The organism is Caulobacter sp. SL161 (assembly GCF_026672375.1).
Classification (GTDB): domain Bacteria; phylum Pseudomonadota; class Alphaproteobacteria; order Caulobacterales; family Caulobacteraceae; genus Caulobacter.
Genome location: NZ_JAPPRA010000001.1, coordinates 141871 through 160947, shown reverse-complemented (window position 1 = coordinate 160947; position 19077 = coordinate 141871). Strand labels below are relative to the sequence as shown.

Annotated in this window: 17 protein-coding genes, 1 pseudogene and 1 riboswitch; of the genes and pseudogenes, 12 read left to right on the top strand and 6 right to left on the bottom strand. The window is 67.7% G+C overall.

Annotation, left to right across the window (positions count from 1 at the left end; all coding sequences use genetic code 11):
* Nucleotides 1-263: 263 nt before the first annotated feature.
* Nucleotides 264-1223 (bottom strand): 4-hydroxy-3-methylbut-2-enyl diphosphate reductase, encoded by a 960-nt coding sequence (gene ispH / locus OVA11_RS00855; protein ID WP_268065607.1) that lies wholly within the window; start codon nt 1221-1223, stop codon nt 264-266.
* A gap of 141 nt (nt 1224-1364) precedes the next feature.
* Here ispH and OVA11_RS00850 point away from each other — a divergent pair, with 141 nt between their 5' ends.
* Both OVA11_RS00850 and argS read left to right on the top strand, forming a co-directional pair.
* Complete coding sequence (locus OVA11_RS00850; protein WP_268065606.1) at nt 1365-2072, top strand: Tat pathway signal sequence domain protein; 708 nt, start codon at nt 1365-1367, stop codon at nt 2070-2072.
* Nucleotides 2069-3871, top strand: a complete 1803-nt coding sequence (gene argS, locus OVA11_RS00845; RefSeq protein ID WP_268065605.1) for an arginine--tRNA ligase — start codon at nt 2069-2071, stop codon at nt 3869-3871. The genes OVA11_RS00850 and argS overlap by 4 nt, the downstream gene beginning before the upstream one ends.
* Before the next feature lie 113 nt (nt 3872-3984).
* On the opposite strand, the gene OVA11_RS00840 is transcribed toward argS, so the two are convergent.
* Nucleotides 3985-5778 (bottom strand): methyl-accepting chemotaxis protein, encoded by a 1794-nt coding sequence (locus OVA11_RS00840; protein ID WP_268065604.1) that lies wholly within the window; start codon nt 5776-5778, stop codon nt 3985-3987.
* Nucleotides 5779-5980: 202 nt separating this feature from the next.
* Here OVA11_RS00840 and OVA11_RS00835 point away from each other — a divergent pair, with 202 nt between their 5' ends.
* Nucleotides 5981-8485 (top strand): zinc-dependent metalloprotease, encoded by a 2505-nt coding sequence (locus tag OVA11_RS00835; RefSeq protein ID WP_268065603.1) that lies wholly within the window; start codon nt 5981-5983, stop codon nt 8483-8485.
* Between the two features lie 183 nt (nt 8486-8668).
* On the opposite strand, the gene OVA11_RS00830 is transcribed toward OVA11_RS00835, so the two are convergent.
* Nucleotides 8669-8824, bottom strand: a complete 156-nt coding sequence (locus tag OVA11_RS00830; RefSeq protein ID WP_268065602.1) for a hypothetical protein — start codon at nt 8822-8824, stop codon at nt 8669-8671.
* A pseudogene (locus tag OVA11_RS00825) lies at nt 8824-9084 on the bottom strand (ORF6N domain-containing protein); the annotation flags it as partial. The pseudogene OVA11_RS00825 and the gene OVA11_RS00830, both read right to left, overlap by 1 nt.
* 123 nt (nt 9085-9207) lie before the next feature.
* Nucleotides 9208-9298, top strand: a riboswitch (glycine riboswitch).
* Nucleotides 9299-9465: 167 nt separating this feature from the next.
* Between OVA11_RS00825 and gcvT the strand changes: the two are divergent.
* From gcvT to OVA11_RS00795, 6 genes are all read left to right on the top strand, one after another.
* Nucleotides 9466-10578: a glycine cleavage system aminomethyltransferase GcvT gene (gene gcvT, locus OVA11_RS00820; RefSeq protein WP_268065601.1), complete on the top strand. Its 1113-nt coding sequence runs from the start codon at nt 9466-9468 to the stop codon at nt 10576-10578.
* 18 nt (nt 10579-10596) lie between these two features.
* Entirely contained in the window at nt 10597-10962 is a 366-nt protein-coding gene (gene gcvH, locus OVA11_RS00815) for a glycine cleavage system protein GcvH (RefSeq protein WP_268065600.1), read from the top strand.
* A gap of 117 nt (nt 10963-11079) precedes the next feature.
* The gene (gene gcvPA, locus OVA11_RS00810) at nt 11080-12426 is read left to right on the top strand and encodes an aminomethyl-transferring glycine dehydrogenase subunit GcvPA (protein WP_268065599.1); all 1347 of its coding nucleotides are present in this window, start codon (nt 11080-11082) and stop codon (nt 12424-12426) included.
* Nucleotides 12423-14003: an aminomethyl-transferring glycine dehydrogenase subunit GcvPB gene (gcvPB, locus tag OVA11_RS00805; protein ID WP_268065598.1), complete on the top strand. Its 1581-nt coding sequence runs from the start codon at nt 12423-12425 to the stop codon at nt 14001-14003. Before gcvPA ends, gcvPB begins: the two co-directional genes overlap by 4 nt.
* A 131-nt stretch (nt 14004-14134) precedes the next feature.
* Nucleotides 14135-14554: a hypothetical protein gene (locus OVA11_RS00800; RefSeq protein ID WP_096034398.1), complete on the top strand. Its 420-nt coding sequence runs from the start codon at nt 14135-14137 to the stop codon at nt 14552-14554.
* Nucleotides 14551-15051, top strand: coding sequence for a hypothetical protein (locus tag OVA11_RS00795; protein WP_268065597.1), 501 nt, complete (start codon nt 14551-14553; stop codon nt 15049-15051). The genes OVA11_RS00800 and OVA11_RS00795 overlap by 4 nt, the downstream gene beginning before the upstream one ends.
* Before the next feature lie 37 nt (nt 15052-15088).
* Here the strand turns inward: OVA11_RS00795 and OVA11_RS00790 are convergent, their stop codons facing one another.
* Complete coding sequence (locus OVA11_RS00790) at nt 15089-16771, bottom strand: methyl-accepting chemotaxis protein (protein ID WP_268065596.1); 1683 nt, start codon at nt 16769-16771, stop codon at nt 15089-15091.
* Between the two features lie 197 nt (nt 16772-16968).
* On the opposite strand from OVA11_RS00790, the gene OVA11_RS00785 reads away from it, so the two are divergent.
* From OVA11_RS00785 to OVA11_RS00775, 3 genes are read left to right on the top strand one after another with little or no spacing between them, the layout of a single operon-like run.
* Nucleotides 16969-17046: a hypothetical protein gene (locus tag OVA11_RS00785; RefSeq protein ID WP_268068865.1), complete on the top strand. Its 78-nt coding sequence runs from the start codon at nt 16969-16971 to the stop codon at nt 17044-17046.
* Nucleotides 17037-17522, top strand: a complete 486-nt coding sequence (locus tag OVA11_RS00780) for a hypothetical protein (protein ID WP_268065595.1) — start codon at nt 17037-17039, stop codon at nt 17520-17522. Before OVA11_RS00785 ends, OVA11_RS00780 begins: the two co-directional genes overlap by 10 nt.
* Nucleotides 17420-18199 (top strand): HTTM domain-containing protein, encoded by a 780-nt coding sequence (locus OVA11_RS00775; protein WP_268065594.1) that lies wholly within the window; start codon nt 17420-17422, stop codon nt 18197-18199. Before OVA11_RS00780 ends, OVA11_RS00775 begins: the two co-directional genes overlap by 103 nt.
* 5 nt (nt 18200-18204) lie before the next feature.
* Here the strand turns inward: OVA11_RS00775 and OVA11_RS00770 are convergent, their stop codons facing one another.
* Entirely contained in the window at nt 18205-19047 is an 843-nt protein-coding gene (locus tag OVA11_RS00770; RefSeq protein ID WP_268065593.1) for an alpha/beta hydrolase, read from the bottom strand.
* Nucleotides 19048-19077 lie beyond the last annotated feature (30 nt).

The following is a 19077-nucleotide window of genomic DNA, read 5'->3' as shown; positions in this document are numbered from 1 at the left end:
GAGCCACACTGTGCGCGGAGCGCTTAGAGTGAAGGAGCCGGATGTCGTGAAGGGAAGGTCGTCGTCGGTCCTGATCACCGCTCGCAGATAGTAGCGGGCGTATTGTTCTTTGTTGAGGCGAGGGGCGGGTAACACTGCGCGAGCGTCAGCATTTTCAGCGGGCGTAGACGTCCCTGCCGTTGCAGGTGCGACAAGCGCCACGATCATCGCGAGGAGCAGGACCATTTCCGCAGACCTCCAGATGGCTGTTCCGCTTCCCAAGCCTAAGCCGTCAACAACCTCGGCAGCTTGAACGTGATCGTCTCCCGCGCCTCGACCAGTTCCTCCACCGTGGTGTCGAACCGCGCCGAGATCGCGTCGATGACCCCTTGCACAAGGTCCTCCGGCGCAGAGGCCCCGGCGGTGAGGCCCACGCGCGAGATCCCGTCGAACCAGGCCCAGTCGATCCCCGAGGCGTCGTCGATCAGGTGGGCGTCGCGAGCGCCGGCCTTCAGGCCGACCTCCTTCAGGCGCACCGAGTTGGACGAGTTCTTCGAGCCGACCACCAGGATCAGTTCGGACTGCTCGGCCAGATGCTTGACCGCGTCCTGGCGGTTGGTCGTGGCGTAGCAGATGTCTTCCTTGTGCGGCGCGGCGATGCCGGGGAAGCGCTCGCGCAGCAGGGCCACCATGTCGGCGGTGTCGTCGACTGACAGGGTGGTCTGGGTCAGGAAAGCGACGTTGGCGGGGTCCTTCGGCGTCCAGGTCGCCGCGTCGTTGATGTCCTCGATCAGGGTCACCGCGCCCTCGGGCAGCTGGCCCATGGTGCCGATCACCTCCGGATGGCCGGCGTGGCCGATCAGCACGATCTCGCGGCCGGCGTCATAGTGCTTCTGGGCCTCGACATGGACCTTGGACACGAGCGGGCAGGTGGCGTCCAGATAGATCATCTGGCGGGCCTTGGCCTCAGCCGGCACCGACTTGGGCACGCCGTGGGCCGAGAACACGACGGGGCGATCGTCGGGCGCTTCCTCGAGCTCCTCGATGAACACTGCGCCGAGCGCCTTCAGGCGGTCGACGACGTGGCGGTTGTGGACGATCTCGTGGCGCACATAGACCGGCGCGCCGAACTTCTCGACGGCGCGTTCGACGATCTGGATGGCCCGGTCGACACCGGCGCAGAAGCCGCGCGGGCTGGCCAGAACGAGGGAGATCGGGCGACGGATCGGGGTCTGGGCGTTCATGGCGGGGAACCTAGCGTCTCGCAGGTCCGTTCGCCAGGAGTCTGCGTCGTTGCGACGTCACGCATATGCCTTTATCAGGCTGCATGACGCTGGCGGGGCGCTGTGGCCCCGCTTGGCTCTTGTGTCCGGAACCGACGTTTCATGCGCCGCACTTTTACGCTCGCCCTCAGCGCCCTGATGGCCGTCTCGATCGCCGCGACCACGGCGACGGCCGTCCACGCCCAATCGCGCGGCGACCAGGGCGGCGGCGAAGACGACGCGGCCAAGAAGCGCAAGCGTGACGAAGAGTGGAACCAGCCCAAGGCCCCGCTGCCGCAGCTGCGCAACGCCGGCCCCTGCCCCTATGTGAAGGTGCTCTACGACGCCAGCCGCTATGTCCAGTTCAAGGACGGCAAGGAGTCGGCCGCCCAGGCCGGCTTCACCGGCGAGATCCAGAGCCTGACCTCGGGCTGCGCCTACAAGGGCGACGAGCCGATCAAGATCCGTATCGAGGCGCTGTTCCAGCTGGGCCGTGGTCCGCAGGCCGAGGGCGACAAGCACGTCTATCGCTACTGGGTGGCGGTGACCGAGCGCAACCAGGCGGTCATCGCCAAGGAATATTTCGATCTCCCCGTCAGCTTCGCCGCCGGCGAGGATCGCGTCTATGCCCGCGAAACGATCGAGCAGATCACCATCCCCCGCGCTGACGCCAAGGTCAGCGGCGGGAATTTCGAGGTCCTGCTGGGCTTCGATGTGACGCCGGAAATGGCCGCCTTCAACCGTGACGGCAAGCGCTTCCGGGTCAATGCCGGCCAGGCGGCGCCCGCCCAGCAAGGCCAAACCCAATCAGGGACGACCACCAAGCAATGAACGATTTGAAGCGGTCCTTGAGCGAGGCGGCCGCGGCCGCTTTCCAGGCCGCCGGACTGCCTCCCGAATTCGGACGCGTCACGGCCTCCGATCGACCAGATCTGGCCGATTTCCAGTGCAACGGCGCCCTTGCGGCGGCCAAGAGCGCCAAGCGCAATCCGCGCGAGATCGCCGTTCAGGTCGTCGAGATCCTGAAGGGTGATCCCCGCCTGGCCTCGGTGGAGATCGCCGGCGTCGGCTTCATCAACATGCGCGTCAGCGACGAGGCCCTCTCGGCCCGCGCCCGCGAGATCGCCGGCGACGACCGTACCGGCGCCCAGCTGCTGGACACGCCGCGTCGGGTGCTGATCGACTATGCCGGGCCGAACGTGGCCAAGCCGATGCACGTGGGGCACCTGCGCGCCTCGATCATCGGCGAATCGATCAAGCGCCTGTACCGCTTCCGCGGCGACGACGTGGTGGGCGACGCCCACTTCGGCGACTGGGGTTTCCAGATGGGTCTGCTCATCAGCGCCCTCATGGACGAGGACCCGTTCATCAACGCCTTGATGGAAAAGCTGCCGGAAGCCCCGCGCGGCTTCTCGTCGGCCGACGAGGCCAAGGTGATGGCCGAGTTCGAAAAGCGCATCACCCTGGCCGACCTCGATCGCATCTATCCGGCCGCTTCGGTGCGCCAGAAGGAAGATCCGGCGTTCAAGGAGCGCGCCCGCAAGGCCACGGCCGAGCTGCAGAACGGTCGCTTCGGCTACCGTCTGCTGTGGCGCCACTTCGTCAAGGTCAGCCGCGTGGCGCTGGAGCGTGAGTTCCATGCGCTGGGCGTCGATTTCGACCTGTGGAAGGGCGAGAGCGACGTCAACGACCTGATCGAGCCGATGGTTCATCAGCTTGAGGTCAAGGGCCTGCTGGTCAATGACCAGGGCGCGCGCATCGTCCGCGTGGCCCGCGAGGGCGACAAGCGCGACGTGCCGCCGCTCCTGGTGGTGTCGTCGGAAGGTTCGGCCATGTACGGCACGACCGACCTGGCCACGATCCTGGATCGTCGCAAGTCGTTCGACCCGCACCTGATCCTCTACTGCGTCGACCAGCGTCAGGCCGACCATTTCGAGACCGTGTTCCGGGCCGCCTATCTGGCCGGCTACGCCGAAGAGGGCGCGCTGGAGCACATTGGCTTTGGCACCATGAACGGCGCCGACGGCAAGCCGTTCAAGACCCGCGCCGGCGGGGTGCTGAAGCTGCACGACCTGATCGAGATGGCCCGCGAGAAGGCGCGCGAGCGCCTGCGCGAAGCGGGCCTCGGCGCCGAGCTTTCCGAAGAGCAATTCGAGGACACGGCTCACAAGGTCGGCGTGGCGGCGCTGAAGTTCGCCGATCTGCAGAACTTCCGCGGCACCTCCTACGTCTTCGACCTCGACCGCTTCACCAGCTTCGAGGGCAAGACCGGTCCGTACCTGCTGTACCAGTCGGTGCGCATCAAGAGCGTGCTGCGCCGCGCCGCCGAGAGCGGCGCTGTGGCCGGCCGTGTCGAGATTCATGAACCGGCCGAGCGCGATCTGGCCATGCTGCTCGACGCCTTTGAGGGCGCGCTGCAGGAGGCCTATGACAAGAAGGCTCCCAACTTCGTGGCCGAGCACGCCTACAAGCTGGCGCAGTCGTTCTCGAAGTTCTACGCGGCTTGCCCGATCATGAGCGCCGACACCGAGACCCTGCGCGCCTCGCGCCTGACCCTGGCCGAGACCACCCTGCGCCAGCTGGAGCTGGCGCTGGATCTGCTGGGCATCGAAGCGCCAGAGCGGATGTAAGGCTTGGAGCCTGTCGTGTTTGGATCAAGCCATCCAAACACGACAGGGCTCAAGATCAGATATTTGGATCCCTTTCCAACGCTTTGGATGGGAACATCCAAAGCTAGAGGGCTCTACGCCGCCAGGGTGGCCCCGCCGCCCTCGGTCTTGAACCGGTCCATCAGCTGCGTCAGTTGCCGGGCCTCGTTGGTCAGGCTGTGGCTGGCGGCCGTGGTCTCTTCGACCATGGCGGCGTTCTGCTGGGTGACCTGATCCATCTGGCTGACGGCGCTGTTGACCTCGCCCAGGCCCGTGGCCTGGTCGTGAGCCGCCTGGGCGATGCCTTCGACCAGTGTCTGGATCTTGCCGAACTGGGCGACGACGCCGGTGAGCTCGTTCCCGACCCGGCCGACCAGCTCGACGCCGTTCTCGACGCTGCGGCCGGCTTCCTCGACCAGGGTCTTGATCTCCTTGGCCGCATCGGCCGAGCGCTGGGCCAGGGCCCGCACCTCCATGGCCACCACGGCGAAGCCGCGCCCGGCCTCGCCGGCGCGCGCGGCCTCGACCCCCGCGTTCAGAGCCAGCAGGTTGGTCTGGAAGGCGATCTCGTCGACCACGGTGATGATCTGGCCGATCTTGCGCGACGAGGTGTCGATCCGCTCCATGGCCACCCCGGCCTCGCTGGCCACGGTGCTGGACGCGCCGATCAGGTCGCGGCTGACCGCCACCTCGTTGTAGGCGGTCCGGGCGTTGATGGCGGTGGTCTTGATCGTCGCCGTCACCTCGTCGAGCGCCGCGGCGGTCTGTTCCAGTCCGGCGGCCTGCTGCTCGGTGCGCCGCGCGAGGTCGTCGGCCGCCACCGTGATCTGCCGCGCCCCGCCGCCGACAGCGCTGGCGCTGGAGACGACCTGGTGGATGGTTTCCCGCAGGGTGACGATCGAGTCGTTGAAGTTGCGACGCAGGCGTTCGAACTCCTCGGGGAACGCCGCGTCGATCCGCTGCGAAAGGTCGCCCTGGGCCAGGCGGCGCAGGCCTTCGTCGAGGGCGTCCACCACGAACGAGCGCCGGCCCCGGGCTTCGGCCTCGGCCGCCACAAAAGCCTCTTCGCGCGCCGCCGCCTCGCGGTCCTTCTCCAGTTGGACGGCCTGGCGACGTTCGATCGCGGCGGCGCGGAACACCGAGACCGCGGCGGCCATCTCGCCGACCTCGTCCTTGCGCTCGCGCATGGGCGGCTCCTGGGAATAGTCCCCTTCGGCCAGCCGGCCCATATAGGCGGTCATTCGCGCGAGGGGCTGAATGATGCGTTTGCGAAGCGCCCCGACCCCCAGAAGGATCATCCCGAGCATCGCGATCGCCACGACGCCCAGGCCGGCGAACACGGTGAGGGAGGCGTCGCGCGATTCCCTGGCGGCGGCGGCCACCATGGCGCGGGCCTTGATCGTCAGTTCGTCCACGCCCACGCGGTGACGGCGATAGTGACCATCCAGCTTGGCCGCCGCCATGTTCACGGCGATCACGTCGCCTGATTTCAGGGCCGGGGCATAGGTCTGGTCCACCTCGCGCCAGAAGGCGCGACCGCTGACGTCCAGGCGATCGAGCGCAAGCTTGGCGTCCTCGGGAATGTCGGATTTCCGCCAGTAGGCTACGCGGGTCTCATAGTCGGCGCGGAGCGCGGCCAGTTTGACCAGGGTGGCTTCGGCGGCGCTGGGGTCCTGGCTGCCCTGCTCGACCACCAGCATGCTCTCGACCAGATAGGCCGGCGGCGGCAGGATGTCGGCGACGAGATCGAAGGCGGCGGCTTGGCGGTTGGCGATCGGTCCGCCGACCCGCAGATGCAAAAGGCCGAATGTCGCCGCGGCGATGGCAAGGATTGTGCCGACCATCAATGCGACGGTCAGGAGTTTCAGGAAGGCGTTGAGGCGCAGCATCTGAACCCGAGGCTTGGGGTTGAATGGTCAAGCTTGAACTGCGCTGCAACGATGCTCGGCCGATGGTAAACGCGGCCGTAACCATACCCGCGACAGATTGTCTCGCCGGGCGGGCGCCCGGAAAGCGGGTGCTCGGTCTTATGGATTGATTTCCGCGTGGTCGACGAGACAGTCTGCGCCGACATGACGGCGCGAGGGGGCCATGGGGAAGACGTTCATCAAGTCGCTGATGGCGGGCGCATGCGCCCTGGCCATGGCCGGTTCGGCGGTCGCAGCCGACAAGTCGCCGGCCAAGCCCGTGGACAAGTTCGCAGAGGCCGTCGCCGGGCTCGAGCGCAAGGATGGCCTGGTCCCGGTCTTCGTCGACAAGAAGGACGGCAAGATCCTGCTGCTGCTGCCCAAGCCGGGCGCAGACGGGATCGCGGGGCGGTATCTCTACCAGACCTATCTGCGCGCGGGCCTCGGCTCGAATCCGACGGGCCTTGATCGCTCGGCGCCCGGCGACACCCAGATCATCGCCTTCCGCAAGGTGGGCGGGAAGGTCGTGGCCCAGTTCGAGAACTGGGGCTTCTCGGCCGCGCGCGGCTCGGCCGACGAGCAAAAGGCGGTGACTGACTCGTTTCCGGTCTCCACCGTCTGGTCGAACGTGATCGAGGCCGAGCGGGCGGATGGGGGGCTGCTGGTCGACGTGACCTCGTTCCTGACCCGCGACGCGCAAGGGATCGCCAGGACCCTCAAGCGCAGCAAGCAGGGCGATTTCAGGCTGCATGACGGCCTGTCCTACGCCGACACCGGGGCCGTGAACGCCTTCCCCAAGAACATCGAGCTGGAGGCTATCCAGACCTTCGTCGGCGATGAGCCGGGGTCGGAGGTGCGCGGCATCGTGCCGGATCCGCGCAATGTCACGCTGGTGCTGCACCACTCGTTGGTCGCCCTGCCCGAGCCGGGCTATCAGCCGCGCCAGAACGATCCGCGCGTGGGCGTGATCGACCATACGGTGGCCGACTATTCCGCGCCGCTGAACGAGCCGATCGTGCATCGCCTGGTCCACCGCTTCCGGCTGGAGAAGACCGATCCGACCGCCGCCCGCTCGCCGGTCAAGAAGCCCATCGTGTTCTATATCGACCGCGCCGCGCCCGAGCCCGTGCGCTCGGCCCTGATGGACGGCGCGCGCTGGTGGGCTGAGGCCTTCGACGCGGCCGGCTTCATCGACGCCTTCAAGGTCGAGGTGCTGCCCGAGGGGGTCAGTCCGCTGGACGCCCGCTACAGCGTCGTCAACTGGGTGCACCGCCAGACGCGCGGCTGGTCCTACGGCCATGCGGTGGTCGATCCGCGCACCGGCGAGATCGTCAAGGGCGACGTGCTGCTGGGCTCGCAGCGGATTCGCCAGGATCGCCTGATCTTCGAGGGCCTGGCCGGCTCTGACGCCACCGGCAAGGGCGGGCCCAACGACCCGATCGAAATCTCGCTGGCCCGCCTGCGCCAGCTGGCCACCCACGAGATTGGCCACTCGATCGGCCTGCAGCACAATTTCGCCGCCAGCACCTATGGCGGCCGCGCCTCGGTGATGGACTATCCGGCGCCCAAGATCGCGCTGAAGGACGGCAAGCTCGACTTTACCGACGCCTATGGCCGAGGCCTCGGCGACTGGGACAAGTTCGCCATCGATTGGCTGTATGGCCCCGCGCCCGCCGGCGACGACGAGAAGGCCTGGCTGAAGGCCAAGGCCGACAGGAGCCAGGCGGCCGGTCTGCGCTATGTCTCCGACGAGGACGCGCGCAGCAGCGATACGGCCCATCCGTTGGGCGCGGTCTGGGACAACGGAAGCGATCCGGTCGCCGAGCTCGACCACCTGATGGCCGTGCGCAAGGTCGCGCTTGACCGCTTCGGTCTTCCCAACCTGCCCAAGGGCGCGTCGGTCGCCGACCTGCGCCGAGTGATCGTCCCGATCTACATCTTCCATCGCTATCAGATCGACGCGACCGCCAAGCTGGTCGGCGGGATCGACTTCACCTACGCCGCCGAGGGCGACGGCCATGAGGCCAGCAAGGTCGTGCCGGTTGACCGTCAGGCCGCCGCTGTGGACGCCCTGCTGCGGACCCTGTCGCCCGCGGCGCTGGATCTCGGCGACAAGACGCTGGACGTGTTGAACGCGGGCCAGTCGCAGGGGAACGACAAGGCCAACGACATCGAGACCTTCGGCCAGGGCCCGGTCTTCGACCTGCCCGCCGCGTCCGAGGTGGCGGCGGATCTGGTCTGGAGCGCGCTGTTCGCGCCCGCACGTCTGAACCGCCTGGTCGAGGCCAAGCGTCGCGACCCCGGCCAACTCGGCCTCGACGGGGTGCTCGACAAGGCCCTGGCCGCCGTCGCCTTTGACGGCAAGGCCACGGGACGTCAGGCCGAGCTAGCGCGTCGGGTGCGCCAGCGCCTGGTGGTCAGCCTGGCCCAGACCCTGAATGACAAGACCCTGGCGCCGACCGCCGCCGCCGTGATCCGCGCGCGCCTGGCCGACTGGGGCAAGGGCTTGGCCAAGGCCGGCGGCGACGGCGCTGACCGGGCCCAGGCGCGGCTTCTGGCCGGCATTGTCGCCGATGAGACCGGCGGCCGCCTCGCGGCCCTCATCGAAGGCGGCAAGGCCAAGGTCGACATCCCGCCCGGCCCGCCGATCGGCGAGACGGACTGGTTCGGGGACATCCTGGCGAACTAGGGTCCGGACTCAACTGCGGACGCAAAAGCTCCGACGGCGCAAAGACTAAAGCCTCTCGTCATCCCGGAAGCCTCGCAGAGGCTATCCGGGACCCAGGGGCGAGCGGCAGTGCGGTTGCCCCTGGGTCCCGGCGCTACAGCCCGCTACGCGGTCTTCCGGCCGGGATGACGACAGAAAATGATCTCAGTTTGTCGAGTGCGGCCCCTGGTCTCCTTCCAGGTCCTTCAAGACCGCCGGCAGACCCTCGACGCCGCCGTATTCGAGGTGCCGCTTGGCGACAAGAACCAGTCGCAACTGCTCGGCGAGCAGGACCGACAGCCTATGCTTGGTTTCGGTCACGCAAAGGGCGGGTGGCGCCGGCCACCATGTCCGGCACTTGAAATCACATTTTGTGATGTCAAGTTCGCGCGCTCTTCGTCGGAAAGCCTGAAGACGAACCCCTCGAACTTCCGCGCATTCCGCTGAACCTGCTGGTTCAGGCTTCTGGTTTCCACCTGGAAAAGTCGGGCCAGGTCGGCGTCCAGGACCGCCCATTGGCGGCGAATTTCGAATACCGCAGGCGGTGCCAGCGCGTGGATCGGGTCGATAAGGTTGGTCATGGTCGCCCTTTGAGGTCACAGAATGCGACCTCAAAACTCGAACACGTTCCTGATTGTTCGCAATCATCGGGTGCGCCTCGACGTCCGCCGTTGACTCCGTCCGCCCCGTCCCCCAAAGAGCCCACGACCCTCGCGGGAGACATCGGGATTCGCTCCCGAGGCCGAAGGCGCAACCGCCCCGGAAACGCTCAGGCAAAAGGACCGCGCGGGTTTAGGAACGCTGGAAAGCAGTCTCTCCACTGGAGGGGCTCGCCGAAGGAGCAAGGCCAAACCCGTCCGGCAGAGGGGCGAGGCCGGAATCTCTCAGGCCCAAGGGACAGCGGGGGCGACTTACCGGCGTAGGGCCGGTCCCGTCGCCGACCCCGCTTGGAGCCCGCTCGCGTGTCCGATCAAGATCTGAAGAAGACTCCGCTCTACGACGCCCATGTGGCGGCCGGCGCCCGCATGGTGCCGTTCGCGGGCTATACCATGCCCGTACAGTACAAGGACGGGGTGCTGAAAGAGCACCTGTGGACCCGCGAGCATGCGGGCCTGTTCGACGTCTCGCACATGGGGCAGGCCCGTATTCGCAGCGAGAACCCCGCCAAGAGCTTCGAAAAGGTCGTCTCGGCCGACTATCAGGGCCTGAAGGCCGGCAAGCAGCGCTACGGCGTGCTGCTGAACGCCGAGGGCGGCATTGTCGACGACCTGATGACCGCGCGTCCCGATGACGACGGCCTGTTCGTCGTGGTCAACGGCGCCTGCAAGGACAACGACTACGCCATCATCGCCCGCGAACTGGCGGGCGAGGCCACCGTGACCCGCCTGGAAGACCGCGCGCTGCTGGCGCTGCAAGGCCCCGAGGCCGCCGCCGTGCTGGCCGCCCACGTGCAGGAAGCCGCGCAGATGGTGTTCATGGACGCCAAGGCCCTGAGCGCCTTCGGCGTCGACGCCATCATCTCGCGTTCGGGCTATACCGGCGAAGACGGCTACGAAATCTCGGTGCCGGCCGACGCCGCTGAGCGGGTCTGGAACACCCTGCTCGCCGACGCGCGCGTCAAGCCGATCGGCCTGGGCGCCCGCGACAGCCTGCGCCTGGAGGCCGGCCTGCCGCTCTACGGCCACGACCTGGACGAGACCGTCTCGCCGATCGAAGCGGGCCTGAACTTCGCCGTCGGCAAGTCGCGCCGCGAGGCCGGCGACTATCTGGGCGCGGCCCGCATCGCCAAGGAGCTGGCCGGCGAGCTGTCGCGCGTCCGCGTGAACCTCAAGGTGCTGGAAGGCGCACCGGCCCGCGAAGGCGCCGAGATCGCCGACGAAGCAGGCAATGTCATCGGCAAGGTGACCAGCGGCGGCTTCGCCCCCAGCCTCGGCTTCTCGATCGCCATCGGTTTCGCCCCGCCCGCCTATGCGGCGGTGGGGACCAAGCTCAAGGTCATCGTCCGGGGCAAGCCGGCCGCCGCCGAGGTGGTGGCCAGCCCGTTCGTTCCGAACCGTTACGCCCGCAAAATCTAACTCAGGGGACTCACCAAGATGCGTTTCACCAAGGATCACGAGTGGGTCATCGTCGAGGGCGACGTGGCCACGGTCGGCATCACCGCCTACGCCGCCGAGCAACTGGGCGACGTCGTGTTCGTCGAGACCCCGGAAGCGGGCAAGGTCGTCAAGCAGGGCGAAGGTCTGGCTGTCGTCGAGAGCGTCAAGGCCGCTTCTGACGTCTACGCCCCGGTGTCGGGTGAAGTGATCGAAGGCAACGGCGAGCTGGCCGGCGCGCCGGAGACCGTCAACGCCCTGCCCGAAAGCGGCGGCTGGTTCGCCAAGATCAAGCTCGCCAACCCGGCCGAGCTCGACGCCCTGATGGACCGCGACGCCTACGAAGCCTTCCTCGCCACGCTGTAGAAACCTGTCATCCCGGACGGCCGAAGGCCGAGCCGGGACCGCCGGAAGCGCTGCGCTTTCCAAGGTCCCGGCTCTCGGCTCCGCTACGGCCGGGATGACAAATCAGGCACAGAAAACATGCGCTACCTCCCCCTGACCCCCGAAGACCGCGTCGAGATGCTCGGCGCGATCGGCGTCAAGTCGATCGACGACCTCTTTGTCGACGTGCCGGCCTCGGCCCGCCGCGACGCGCCGGTGGACCTGCCGCACCATGCCGGCGAGCTGGATGTCGAACGCGAGATGGCGGGCCTGGCCCGTCGCAATCGCGCCGCGGGGGAGGGGCCGTTCTTCTGCGGCGCCGGCGCCTATCGCCACCACGTGCCGGCCACGGTCGACCATATCATCCAGCGGTCGGAGTTCCTGACCAGCTACACGCCGTACCAGCCGGAAATCGCCCAGGGCACCTTGCAGGTCCTGTTCGAGTTCCAGACCCAGGTCGCGGCCCTGACCGGCATGGAAGTGGCCAACGCCTCGCTCTATGACGGCTCGACCGGCGCGGCCGAGGCCGTGATGATGGCCCAGCGCGTCACCCGCAAGAACAAGGCGGTGATGTCGGGCGGCCTGCACCCGCACTATGTCGGCGCGATCGAGACCCTGGCCCACGCCGCCGGCGTCGCCACCCAGGCCCTGCCCGCCGCCGTCGACGCGGAAGACGCCGTGATCGCCGCCATCGACCAGGACACCGCCTGCGTCGTCGTCCAGACGCCGAACGTGTTCGGCACGGTCACCGACGTGAGCAAGATCGCCGAGGCGGCCCACGCCGCCGGCGCGCTGCTGATCGTGGTCACGACCGAAGCCGTCTCGTTCGGCCTGCTGAAGTCGCCCGGTGAAATGGGCGCCGACATCGCCGTGGCCGAGGGCCAGTCGATCGGCAATGGCCTGAACTTCGGCGGCCCCTATGTCGGCCTCTTCGCCTGCAAGGAAAAGTTCGTCCGCCAGATGCCGGGCCGCCTGTGCGGCGAGACGGTCGACGCCGACGGTAAGCGCGGCTTCGTGCTGACCCTGTCGACCCGCGAGCAACACATCCGCCGCGACAAGGCCACGTCTAACATCTGCACCAACAGCGGCCTCTGCGCGCTCGCCTTCTCGATCCACATGAGCCTCTTGGGCGAGACCGGCCTGCGCCAGCTGGCGGCGGTCAACCACCAGAAGGCCCTGGCCCTGCGTGATGCGCTGAAGGCCGTGCCGGGCGTGGAGATCCTTACGCCCCGCTTCTTCAACGAGTTCGCCATCAAGGTTCCGGGCAAGGCCGCCGAGGTCGTCGAGACCCTGGCGGGTCACGGTATCATCGCCGGTGTCCCGTTCTCGCGCCTAGACGGCGCCGCCGGCCTCGATGACGTGCTGCTGGTCGCCGCCACCGAGACCACGCTCGATATCGACATCAATGTTTTCGCCAAGGCCCTGACCAAGGTGTTCGCCCAATGAGCATGAACAATGTCGGCCGCCCCACGCGTCCCGAAGCCGCTAACGACGCCGCCAACGGTCACGAGACCCTGACCGGCGCTCGCGGTCTGCTGCAGGACGAGGCCCTGATCTTCGAACTGGACGGCTGGAACAAGGCCGGCGTCGACCTGCCGCCGGTCACCGCCGCGCCGTCCAGCGACCTCGCCGGCCTGCTGCGTGACGCGCCGATCGGCCTGCCGGGCCTGTCGGAGCCGGAGGTCGTGCGCCACTATGTGCGCCTCAGCCAAAAGAACCACGCCATCGACCTGGCGCTGTATCCGCTGGGCTCGTGCACGATGAAGCACAATCCGCGCCTGAACGAGAAGATGGCGCGCCTACCCGGCTTCTCGGACATCCACCCGCTGCAGCCGACCTCGACGGTGCAGGGCGCGCTGGAGCTGATGGACCGTCTGGCCCACTGGCTGAAGACCCTGACCGGCATGCCCGCCGTCGCCCTGACGCCCAAGGCCGGCGCCCATGGCGAGCTCTGCGGCCTGCTGGCCATCCGCGCCGCCCACGAGGCGGCCGGCAACGGCCACCGCAAGACGGTCCTGGCGCCGACCAGCGCCCACGGCACCAACCCGGCCACGGCGGCCTTCGTCGGCTACACCGTCGTCGAGATCGCCCAGACGGAAGACGGCCGCGTCGACCTGGCGGACCTGGAGTCCAAGCTCGGCGACCACGTGGCCGCCATCATGGTCACCAATCCCAACACCTGCGGCCTGTTCGAGCGCGACGTCGTCGAGATCGCCCGCCTGACCCATGCGGCCGGGGCCTATTTCTACTGCGACGGCGCCAACTTCAACGCCATTGTCGGCCGGGTGCGTCCGGGCGATCTGGGCGTCGACGCCATGCACATCAACCTGCACAAGACCTTCTCGACGCCGCACGGCGGCGGCGGTCCGGGCGCGGGTCCGGTGGTGCTGAGCGAAGCCCTGGCGCCGTTCGCGCCGACGCCCTGGCTCACCCACGGCGACAACGGCTTTGAGCTGGCCGAGCACGCCGGCGACGACGACGCCAAGACCGCCTTTGGCCGCATGAGCGCCTTCCACGGTCAGATGGGCATGTATGTCCGCGCCTACGCCTACATGCTCAGCCACGGGGCCGACGGCCTGCGTCAGGTGGCCGAGGACGCCGTCCTCAACGCCAACTACATCAAGGCCCAGCTCAAGGACGTGATGAGCCCGGCGTTCCCCCAAGGGCCGTGCATGCACGAGGCGCTGTTCGACGACAGCTGGCTGGAAGGCACCGGCGTGACCACGCTCGACTTCGCCAAGGCGATGATCGACGAGGGCTTCCACCCGATGACCATGTACTTCCCGCTGGTCGTCCACGGCGCGATGCTGATCGAGCCGACCGAAACCGAGAGCAAGCACGAGCTGGATCGCTTCATCGCCGCCCTGCGCGCCCTGGCGGGCGCCGCCAAGGCTGGGGACACCGAGCGATTCAAGGGCGCCCCCTTCCACGCGCCGCTCCGGCGCCTGGACGAGACTCAGGCCGCCCGCAAGCCCCGGTTGAGGTGGAAACCTGTTGCTGCGGCGCCACTAGCGGCTGAATAGCATTTTCCATACCCCCATGCGACCAGAGGGCGCCTTTACGGCGCCTTCTTCCCTCCACATATCGGGGAGGCGCGTCGGGGCTGACTGGTTTTCCCAGGGAGCAGGCGAGGCGCGAGCCCCGTTGACCCCCGATGAACGCTTTTGCCCTCGCCATGCCGCGCGCCCGCCGCACCGCCGATGACCTCGCCCGTGAGCTCGTCGCGCGCTTTCTGCGCGTGGCGCTGGTGGCGCTTGGCCTGGTGTTCATCGCCGGCGGCGCGCTGATCGCGCCGCTGCCGGGGCCGATGGGCCTGCCGCTGACGGTCATTGGCCTGATGCTGGTGCTGCGCAACTCGTTCAAGGCCCGAAAGCAGTTCGTCCGCTTTCAGCAGGCGCACCCCAAGCTGATCTTCCCGATCCGTCGCCTGCTGCGGCGCGAGCCCGAGGTCATTCCCGTGGCGTGGCAACAGGCGTTGCGCATCGAGCGCATCGTCATGCCGCGCAAGTGGCGCGTGGGCGTGCGCTGGCGCAAGTCCCTGAAACGGCGCACCCGCAAGCAAACGGGCCGGTGACCGCCGCCGCCCCAGCCTTGGACGGTGTCAAGCACAGACTCCGGCGCCGCGCGCGGCTGGCCCTACTGGTACGTGAAGCCGCGGCCCGCGCTTTCCGGTGGACGGCCCTCAGCTTTGGCGTCCTGGTCATCCTGGTCGGCGCCGTTCTGACGCCGCTCCCCGGGCATGTCGGCCTGCCGCTGCTGGTCATCGGTCTGATGATCGTGCTGCGCTACTCGTTCCAGGCCCGCAAGCAGTTCATCCGCTGGCAGCGCCGCCATCCCAAGCTCGTTTTCCCGATCCGCCGCCTGATGCGCCGCGAGCCGGAGGTGCTGCTGGTCGTCTGGCAACAGATGCTGCGCACCGAGAAGCTGGTCCTGCGCAAGGCCCGCTGGCGCCTGCTGAAGAAGACCCGCAAGCGGGTGCGCCGCTATGTGACGCGGAAAACGGTTCGAGCGCCGATCGCGCCGCCGGCCCCCTTGTCGGCGGCCAGGGACAGCTCTCTTCACCCTATCTGATGTGGTGCGTCAGCCAGCGCGGCGGCGGTTGATGATCCTAAGCCACCAGCCGGGGACGACGGGCTGCGCGCGCCGTCACATTGAAGCGCGCGATCAGTTTGTCGAGTTCGTCGGCTTCATGACGCAGGCTCGCCGCCGCCGCCGTCGCTTCCTCCACCATGGCGGCGTTCTGCTGGGTGACCTGGTCCATCTGGTTGACGGCCACATTCACCTCGCCCAGCCCCGTCGCCTGCTCCCGCGATGACTGGGCGATATCGCTGATCAGGGTGTCGATCTCGCTCACCTTGCTGACGATCGATTGCAGCGCCCGTCCGGTGTCGCCGACCAGTTTCACCCCGCGTTCGACCTGGGTTGAGCTGTTGGCGATCAGGACCTTGATCTCCTTGGCGGCGTCGGCCGAGCGCTGGGCCAGAGCGCGCACTTCCTGAGCCACCACGGCGAAGCCTCGTCCCGCCTCGCCCGCGCGTGCGGCCTCGACGCCGGCGTTCAGAGCCAGAAGGTTGGTCTGGAAGGCGATCTCGTCGATCACGCTGATGATCTGGTTGATCTGGTTCGAGCTCGACTCGATGCCATCCATCGCCGAGACCGCTTCCCCGACGATCTCTCCGGACTTGGCCGCGTCAACGCGCGCATCGGAGGCCGCCACCGACGCGCGCTTGGCGCCGTCGGCGCTCCGGCCGACTGTGGCGGTGATCTCATGCAGCGCCGCAGCGGTTTCCTCGAGACTGGCGGCCTGCTGCTCCGTACGCCGCGAGAGATTGTCCGACGCTGTCGAGATTTCATTGGCGCCGGTGGCGACATTCCGCGTGGCCGAGGCGACCGCTCCAATCGTTTCATCAAGCGCCGCCACGGCGTCGTTGAAGTCGTCGCGGACAGAGGCGAACTGGGCGTCGATCTGCGCCGCCATCCGATAGCTCAGATCGTTGGCGGCGAGACGCGCCAGGGCCTGGGCGATCTGATTGACCGCATCGACGCGGCCTGTCACGTCGGTCGCGAACTTGACGACCTTGACCACCCGACCCTTGGCGTCGAACACCGGATTGTAGGACGCCTGGATCCAGACCTCCTTGCCGCCCTTGCCGATCCGCCGGAACTCCGCGGCGACGAACTCGCCGGCGTTCAGCCGGCGCCAGAATGCGGCATAGGCCTCCGACCGCGCTTCGGCCGGATCGACGAATATGCTGTGATGCTTGCTCTGGATCTCGGAAAGCGCATAGCCGACGGTGGCCAGGAAGTTCTCGTTTGCGTTGAGAATGACGCCGTCGACCGTGAATTCGATCGTGGCCTGCACGCGTTCCACGGCGTCGAGCTTGGCGGTCCGCTCGGCTTCTACCTCTTTCTGAGCCGTGATGTCGGTCGCGACCTTCAGAATCCGGGTCACCTTGCCGGCGCTGTTCTTGACCGGGTTGTAGGAGGCCTGGATCCAGACTTCCCTGCCGCCCTTGCCCAGGCGCAGATACTCCCGCGCGTCGAACTGACCCTGGCCCAGCTTCATCCAGAAGTCGCGATAGGCCTGGCTGGCGGCGTATTCCGGGTCCACGAACAGGCTGTGGTGCTTGCCGATGATCTCCCGCGCCTCATAGCCCATGGCTTTGCAGAAGTTGGCGTTGGCCGCGAGGATCGTTCCCTTGACGTCGAACTCGATCATCGCGAGCGATTTGTCGAGTGCGTCGATCTTCTGGCTGGCGTCGCCCGCGGAGCCGTTCAGAAGTTTGATCATTCACCGTGATCCGTGCGTCTTGCGAGGCGGAACACCGCCTAAGTCCATATAACGCTGATCTGTCTCGGTGAATTTCGTGTAAAATATAACCTTTCGAAGAGTGTGGCCTTTTGTCGCCGAGCCCGGATTGAGGACGCTTCTGGGATTGCAGCGGCGTACTGATTTTCAATCTCAAAGACCGGCGATGGATACTTGCGATGATCTACGAATGTATTGACCGTGTACGGATTGCCCCGATTGAACTGCGTCTGCGTTCCGGCTTAGCTTGGCGCTGAAAGGACCCTGGATGCCCCGCCGAACCGAGCCGCTCCTGGCGCCGCTGAAGCTCCTGGCCCCGGCCCTGGTTCCGTCGTGGAACTTCTTCGACGTGATCGCGCCGGCGCCGCGCGTCGAGTACGCCCTGCTGGCTTCGCCTGGTGATACGAGCGGGACCTGGCGGGTGTTTCGGCCAAGGCCCGCGCGGGTGTCCCTGCCTGAGATGTTGCAGCGCCTGGTCTGGAATCCGCGCTGGAACCAGAACCTCTTCGTGATGAGCTGCGCCGAGCGGCTGGCCGAGGACCGCACCCCCGAGCACAGCGAGGCCGAACTCTTCAAGCGCATCGCCGCCGACCTGGCCGCCGAACCGGCCGCCCCCGCACGCCCCTGGCTGTGCTTTCGCCTGGTGTTCGTTCACCGCGACGGCGAGACCCTCACCGAAGAGGTGATGGTCCAGCCTGCGCCGCGCCGGCTGGCGGAGATCGACATCCGATGAGCCTGGAGCTGGCCCGTCGCCTCGTCGAGATCCTGCTGGCCCTGGCGCTGATCCAGCAGAGCCTGGAGCACCTGCGCGGATTCCGCGATGAGCGGATCCTGTTTTCGGCGCGGATCGCCTTGGCGGTCCTGGCGCTGACCGGCGTTGCGGGCCCCTGGCCGCTGGTGGGACTGGCCGGCCTGTCGCTGCTGATCCTGCACCGCTTCCAGGGGCCCTATAACGGCGGCAGCGACCGGATGGGGCTCTTGATCCTCTGGTGCCTGACGCTGTCGAGCCTGGCGCCCACGCCGATGCTGGCCGAGCTGGCCTTCGGCTATCTGGGCGCGCAGTTGACCCTGTCCTATTTCATCTCGGGCTGGGTCAAGGTGGTGAACCCGGACTGGCGCTCGGGACGGGCGCTGAGGGACGTGTTCCAGTTCTCGGCCTATCCGGTGGCCGAGAGCCTGCGCGGCTTCGCCCAGCGACCGGGTCTGCTGCGGGCGATGTCCTGGGGCGTGATGGGCTTTGAGCTGGCCTTCCCGCTGACCCTGCTGTGGCCGCCGGCCCTGATGGCGGGTCTGGTCGTGGCCGGAACCTTCCACCTGGCCAACGCCTGCCTGTTCGGGCTCAATCGCTTCTTCTGGACGTGGCTGAGCGCCTATCCGGCGATCCTGTGGCTGCAGGGGCGGATATTCTAGCCCTTTCAGGGGCGGACGTAGCCGCGTGCCGTCAGGAAGGCCTGGAGCTTGGCGAAGCCGTCACGACTGGCCTGCGGGTCGATGTCGAAATTGCTCTCCTGGCTGCGGACATTGCGCGTCAGCAGGTGACCGAGCCCCGGATAGCGGTTGATCTCGCACACCCCGCCGGCCGCTCGGCGCTTGGCGCAGAACGCCTCGGCGCTCTTTAGCGGCGTCAGGGTGTCGGCCTCGCCTTGGACGATGGCCGTGGGCGGGCCCCGTCGGTCCGCCAGGGCGAGCGGCGACACCGGGTTGGGGTCCTTGCCCGCCATGATCTTGCGGAACCAGCCGTCTTCGGCGACGTCCAGAGCCGGTGACAACAAGAGCATCAGGTCCGGACCGCGACCCTTGCCGGGGCAGGCCCCCAGCCCCGCAGCCGCGGACAGCTGACCGCCGGCGCTGACGCCGTAGGCGGCCACCCGCTTGGGATCGACGCCGAGGCGCTTGGCGTTGGCCCGCGTCCAGGCGAAGGCGTCGCAGGCGTCGGCCAGCGCATCGAGCGGCGACACGCCCTCGCGGGTCAACCGGTACTGGATCGGAATCGCCACAAGGCCCATTGCGGCCAGCATCGTTGCGCGGCCATAGGTCCATTCGGCCTCGCCCTCGGTCCAGCCGCCGCCGTGGAACAGCAGCACCGCCGCGCGCCGGGCGGGCGCCTTGTCGGCCGCGCCGAACACGTGGGCCTTCAGGGCCTGATCGCCCACCGTCTTGTAGATCTCGATGACAGGAGCAGGCGCGGGCGTGCTCGTTTGGGCCTGGGCGGCGCTGACCGCGAGGCAGAGTCCCAAGACGATCGCGATGAGCTTCATGCCGCTCTCCCTGTCGAGAGATCAGCGTTA